Here is a 4,936-nt window from a genome sequence, read left to right on the forward strand (position 1 = left end):
CCTCGCACGACCGCCGGGCCGAGGGCGACGTCGGTGCCCGACCCGGCGGCGGGCGGCGTGGGCGCGCCCTCCGGTCCGGGGGCCGCGGGGGCTGCCGGGCCGGGGGACCGGTCGCCCCAGGAGTCCGCGGCCAGCGCCCGCACCGCCTCGGTCAACGACTCGGCCCCGGGCCCGGACGCCTCGAAGCGCAGCCGGTCGCCCTGCCGCACGGCGAGCGTCACGAGCCCGGACAGGCTGCGGGCGTCGACCGGACCGCGGCCCGTGCGCAGGTTCGTGACCGCGGCGGTCGCGTCGGCGGCCCGCACGAGCCCGACCAGCCGGGCGGCCGGGCGCGCGTGCAGGCCGTGCGGGGTGTCCACTGGCAGCTCGGCGACGACCTCGGGTGCCGCGGGCGGCGCCGGCGTCCCGGACGCCGCCGGGTCCGCCGCCTCTCCCAGGTGGTCCTGCTTGGCGGCCAGTCCGCGGCCGGCCTCCTCGAGCACCGCGTCCAGCGGCGCGCCGGTGGCCGCCGTCACCACGGCGGCGACCAGCCCCTCGACGAGCGGAGCGGGTGACAGGCGCACCCGCTCGGCGACGTCGGGCGGCAGGAACTCCCGCGCCATCTCCGCGCTGAGCACGGCGCTGCCGAGGTCGAGGAGCACCAGCACGCCGCCCGGCGCGTCGACGGCGGTGATGGCCTCGGCGACCGCGGCCGCGTCCGTGCCGAACCCGTCGCCGGCGCCCGCCGCCAGGGCGATCGGCGGGCGCTCGTCGACCATCTCGCAGGCCAGCTCGACGGCCGCCTCGGCCAGCGCCCGGCTGTGCGAGACGACGACGATGCCGATCACGGCAGGCTGTCGGCCGCGGAGCGCAGCAGCAGCGCCGTGCTGGTGGCGCCCGGGTCCTGGTGGCCCGCGCTGCGCGGCCCCAGATAGCTGGCCCGGCCCTTGCGCGCCACGAGCGGGATCGTCGCGGCGCAGCCCTCCTCCGCCGCGTCGGCCGCCGCGGACAGCGCGTCGGCGATGCCGGCGCCCCCGGCCACCGCCGCGTCGTACGCGTCGAGGGCCGGCGCCAGCGCGTCCACCATCGTCTTGTCGCCCGGTTCGGCCCTGCCCCGGGCGACCACGCCCTCCAGCCCGGCCCGCAGCGCCCGGCCCAGCGTGGCGGCGTCGACGGCCTGCCCACCGGCCAGCCCGCCGGCGACCCGCAGGAAGAACGTGCCGTACAGCGGGCCGCTGGCCCCGCCGACGGTGCTGACCAGGGTCATGCCGGTCTTCTTCAGCAGCGCGTCGGGGGCGCCGGCGGCGCCGCCGTCCAGCGCGCCGACGACCGCGCGCATGCCGCGGTCCATGTTGCTGCCGTGGTCGGCGTCGCCGATGGCGGAGTCGAGCTCCGTCAGCTCGGCGGCGTGGTCGTGGACGACGTCGGCGAACCTCCGCAGCCAGCGTTCGAGCCCCTCGGCGGTGACCTCCGGCATCACATGCCCCAGCGCAGGCCGGGCGTGTTGACCGGGGCGTCCCACAGGCGGACGAGCTCGTCGTCCGCGCGCAGCAGGGTCACCGAGCAGCCGGCCATCTCCAGCGAGGTGATGTAGTTGCCGACCAGGCTGCGGGCGACCGGGACGCCGGCCTTCTCCAGCAGCTGCTGCACCTCGGCGTACATGATGTACAGCTCGATCAGCGGGGTGCCGCCCATGCCGTTGAGCAGCGCGATCACCGGGGCGCCGTCGGCCGCGGGCAGGTCGGCGAGGACCGGCTCGACGAGCATGGCCGCGACCTCCCGCGCGGGAGCGAGCGGACGCCGCTCCCGTCCGGGCTCGCCGTGGATGCCGATGCCGACCTCGATCTCGTTCTCGTCGAGCTCGAAGGTCGGCCTGCCCGCGGACGGGACCGTGCAGGAGGTGAGCGCCATGCCCATGCTGCGCCCCTGCTGGTCGACCCGCCGGGCGATGTCGGCGACCTCGGAGAGCGGACGGCCCTCCTCGGCCGCCGCACCGGCGATCTTCTCCAGCAGCACGGTCACCCCCACGCCGCGACGTCCGGCGGTGTACAGGCTGTCCTGCACCGCGACGTCGTCGTCGGTGACGACCGAGACCACCTCGACACCGTTCTCGGCGGCGAGTTCGGCGGCCATCTCGAAGTTCATGACGTCGCCGGTGTAGTTCTTCACGATGTGCAGGACGCCGGCGCCGCCGTCCACGCCGAGGGTCGCGGCCAGCATCTGGTCCGGCACCGGGGAGGTGAACACCTCCCCGGCGCAGGCGGCGTCGAGCATGCCCGGGCCCACGAACCCGCCGTGCATCGGCTCGTGCCCGGAGCCGCCCCCGGAGACCAGCCCGACCTTGCCGCGCCGGGGGGCGTCGGCCCGGAAGACGACGCGGTTGGAGTGGTCCACGCGCAGGCGGTCCCCGTGCGCGGCCTGCATGCCCAGCAGGGCCTCCCGGACGACGTCGGCCGGGTCGTTGATGAGCTTCTTCATGTGCACTATCGGACCACTCCGCCGGTGGCCGTGACAACAGTTCGGGGCCACTGTGGGGCATTGAGTCGACGGCGTGCCACGCGGGCGCCGTGCTCCGGGCGGCCGGCCCCGGGTGCCGCGCTGTCCTCCCGCCGTGCGGGCCTGCGGCGGCGGAGACCCTAAGCTCGGAGGATGGCTGACTTCCGGACGAGCACCCTGCACACGACCCGCGTCGGGGACGACGGTGACCGCATCGTCTTCCTGCACGGCCTGTTCGGCCGGGGCAAGAACTTCACCCGGATCGCCAAGGACCTCCAACCGGGCTTCCGCAGCCTGCTGGTGGACCTGCCCAACCACGGCCGGTCCGGCTGGACGGACCGGGTGGACTACCGGCAGATGGCCGACTCCGTGGCCGCGGCCCTCCGGGAGGACTTCGCCGCGGGAGGCCCGGTCGCCGTCGTGGGGCACTCCCTCGGCGGCAAGGTGGCCATGGTGCTGGCGCTGCGCCACCCGGAGCTCGTCTCCCGGCTCGTCGTGGTCGACATCGCGCCCACCCGCTCCGGGGGCGGGGAGGGGGAGTTCGCCCACCTGCTGGACAGCCTCGCGGCCGTGGACCTGACGGCCGTGCAGCGCCGCTCGGACGCGGACGAGGCCCTCAAGGAGCCCATCCCGTGGGACACCACCCGCAGCTTCCTGCTGCAGAACCTGCGCAGCGGCCCGGACGGGCTCGCGTGGGAGCCGAACCTCGAGCTGCTGCGGTCCAGCCTGGACGCCATCGGCGGCTTCCCGGACACCGGGGAGGCCGTCTACGAGGGGCCGGTGCTGTGGGTGGCCGGCGGGCGCTCGGACTACGTCCGTGACGAGCACGCACCGCGGATGCGGCAGCTGTTCCCCCGGGCGCACCGGGTGACGATCCGCGAGGCCGGCCACTGGGTCCACTCGCAGGAGCCGGAGAAGTTCGTCGAGGTGCTGCGCGGGTTCCTGGCGCACACGGAGGCCTGACCCCCGGGCCGGCGCCGCGCCGCCCGGTCCGCCCCGGGACCTGCGCGGCCGTCCGGTCCGGTGGCCCGCCCCGGCCGGTCCCCCTGCCGTCCGCTCCGGCCGTCCCGGGCCGTGGTGCCACACTGGGGGACGTGAGCCCCGCACCCTTCGACCTCGACGCCGTCGGCGCCGGCCTGCCCGTGGCCGGGGCCGCCGGCGCCCTGCGCGCGGCCCTGGCCGGCGGCGCCGCCGTGGTCCAGGCCCCGCCCGGGTCCGGCAAGACCACCCTGGTGCCGCCGCTGGTGGCCGTGCTGCTGCACGAGCGCGGGACCGGCCCCTCGCGGGTCGTCGTCACCCAGCCGCGCCGGGTCGCCGCCCGTGCCGCCGCCCGGCGCCTCGCCTCCCTCACCGGCACCCGCGTCGGCGGGCTCGTGGGCCACACCGTGCGCGGGGACCGGCGGACCGGGCCCGGCACGCTCGTGGAGTTCGTGACCCCCGGGATCCTGCTGCGCCGCCTGCTGCACGACCCCGAGCTGCCCGGCACCGGCGCCGTGGTCCTCGACGAGGTGCACGAGCGCGGCCTCGAGACGGACCTGCTCGTGGGGATGCTCGCCGAGCTGCGCGAGCTGCGGGAGGACCTGGTGCTCTCGGCGATGTCCGCGACCGTGGACGCCGCCCGCTTCGCGGCCCTGCTGGGCCGGGACGGACCGGCGCCCGTCGTCGACAGCCCCGCCGTCCTGCACCCGCTGGGCGTCGAGTGGGCCCCGGGCCACGGCCGGCGCACCGACGAGCGCGGGGTGCGCCCGGAGTTCCTCGACCACCTCGCCCGCACCGCGGCCGCCGCCCACGCCCGGGCCCTGGCCGCGAGTCCCGGCACCGACGCCCTGGTCTTCCTCCCGGGCGCGTGGGAGGTCGCCCAGGTCGCCCGCCGGCTGCGGGAGCAGGCCCCCGGCACCGAGGTCCTCGAGCTGCACGGGCGGGTCGGGGCCGCCGAGCAGGACCGGGCCACGGCCGGGCGCGCGCCGGGCGGGCCCCCGCGCGCGGTCGTGGCCACAGCCCTGGCCGAGTCCTCCCTCACCGTCCCGGGCGTGCGCCTGGTGGTGGACTCCGGGCTCGCCCGGGAGCCCCGCCGGGACGCGGCCCGCGGGATGACCGGGCTCGTGACGGTCGCCGCCTCCCGCGCCTCCGCCGCGCAGCGGGCCGGGCGCGCGGCCCGGCTCGGGCCCGGCACCGTGGTGCGCTGCTACGACGAGCGCACGTGGACGGCGATGCCCGCCCACGGCACCCCGGAGGTCGCCGCCGCCGACCTCACCGGCGCCGCCCTGCTGCTGGCCTGCTGGGGTTCCCCGGGCGGGCGCGGCCTGGCCCTGCCCGATCCGCTCCCGCCCACCGCCCTCGCCGAGGCGGAGGCGGTGCTGCGCGGGCTCGGCGCGATCGACGCCGAGGGCCGCGCCACCGCGGCCGGACGCGCGCTCGCCCGGGTGCCGGCCGACCCCCGGCTCGCCCGCGGTCTGCTGGC

Annotated in this window: 5 protein-coding genes; 2 read left to right on the top strand and 3 right to left on the bottom strand. The window is 77.9% G+C overall.

The window, feature by feature from the left end; genetic code table 11:
- From dhaM to dhaK, 3 genes are all read right to left on the bottom strand, one after another.
- Window positions 1-827: dihydroxyacetone kinase phosphoryl donor subunit DhaM (gene dhaM / locus ABL57_RS12075; protein ID WP_203225618.1), on the bottom strand; the 827-nt coding region annotated here is incomplete at its 3' end.
- A complete protein-coding gene (gene dhaL, locus ABL57_RS12080) occupies window positions 824-1,456 on the bottom strand; it encodes a dihydroxyacetone kinase subunit DhaL (protein WP_047803729.1) in 633 nt (210 codons plus the stop codon). The genes dhaL and dhaM, both read right to left, overlap by 4 nt.
- Window positions 1,456-2,457 carry a dihydroxyacetone kinase subunit DhaK gene (gene dhaK, locus ABL57_RS12085; protein WP_047803733.1) on the bottom strand — a complete coding sequence of 334 codons (1,002 nt, stop codon included), beginning with the start codon at window positions 2,455-2,457 and terminating at the stop codon, window positions 1,456-1,458. The genes dhaL and dhaK overlap by 1 nt, the downstream gene beginning before the upstream one ends.
- Before the next feature lie 171 nt (window positions 2,458-2,628).
- On the opposite strand from dhaK, the gene ABL57_RS12090 reads away from it, so the two are divergent.
- Together ABL57_RS12090 and ABL57_RS12095 are read left to right on the top strand one after the other, a co-directional pair.
- Window positions 2,629-3,438, top strand: a complete 810-nt coding sequence (locus tag ABL57_RS12090; RefSeq protein ID WP_047803730.1) for an alpha/beta fold hydrolase — start codon at window positions 2,629-2,631, stop codon at window positions 3,436-3,438.
- Between the two features lie 131 nt (window positions 3,439-3,569).
- The coding region (locus tag ABL57_RS12095) for a DEAD/DEAH box helicase (protein WP_047803731.1) at window positions 3,570-4,936 on the top strand (1,367 nt) is incomplete at its 3' end.

Origin of the sequence: Kocuria sp. SM24M-10 (genome assembly GCF_001027955.1) — a bacterium.
GTDB classification, from domain to species: Bacteria; Actinomycetota; Actinomycetes; order Actinomycetales; family Micrococcaceae; genus Kocuria; species Kocuria oceani.

Bases quoted from the DNA above. Each gene is read 5' to 3' on its own strand.
- dhaK (WP_047803733.1), bottom strand. From the start codon at position 2,457: ATGAAGAAGCTCATCAACGACCCGGCCGACGTCGTCCGGGAGGCCCTG.
- ABL57_RS12090 (WP_047803730.1), top strand. From the start codon at position 2,629: ATGGCTGACTTCCGGACGAGCACCCTGCACACGACCCGCGTCGGGGAC.
- dhaL (WP_047803729.1), bottom strand. From the start codon at position 1,456: ATGCCGGAGGTCACCGCCGAGGGGCTCGAACGCTGGCTGCGGAGGTTC.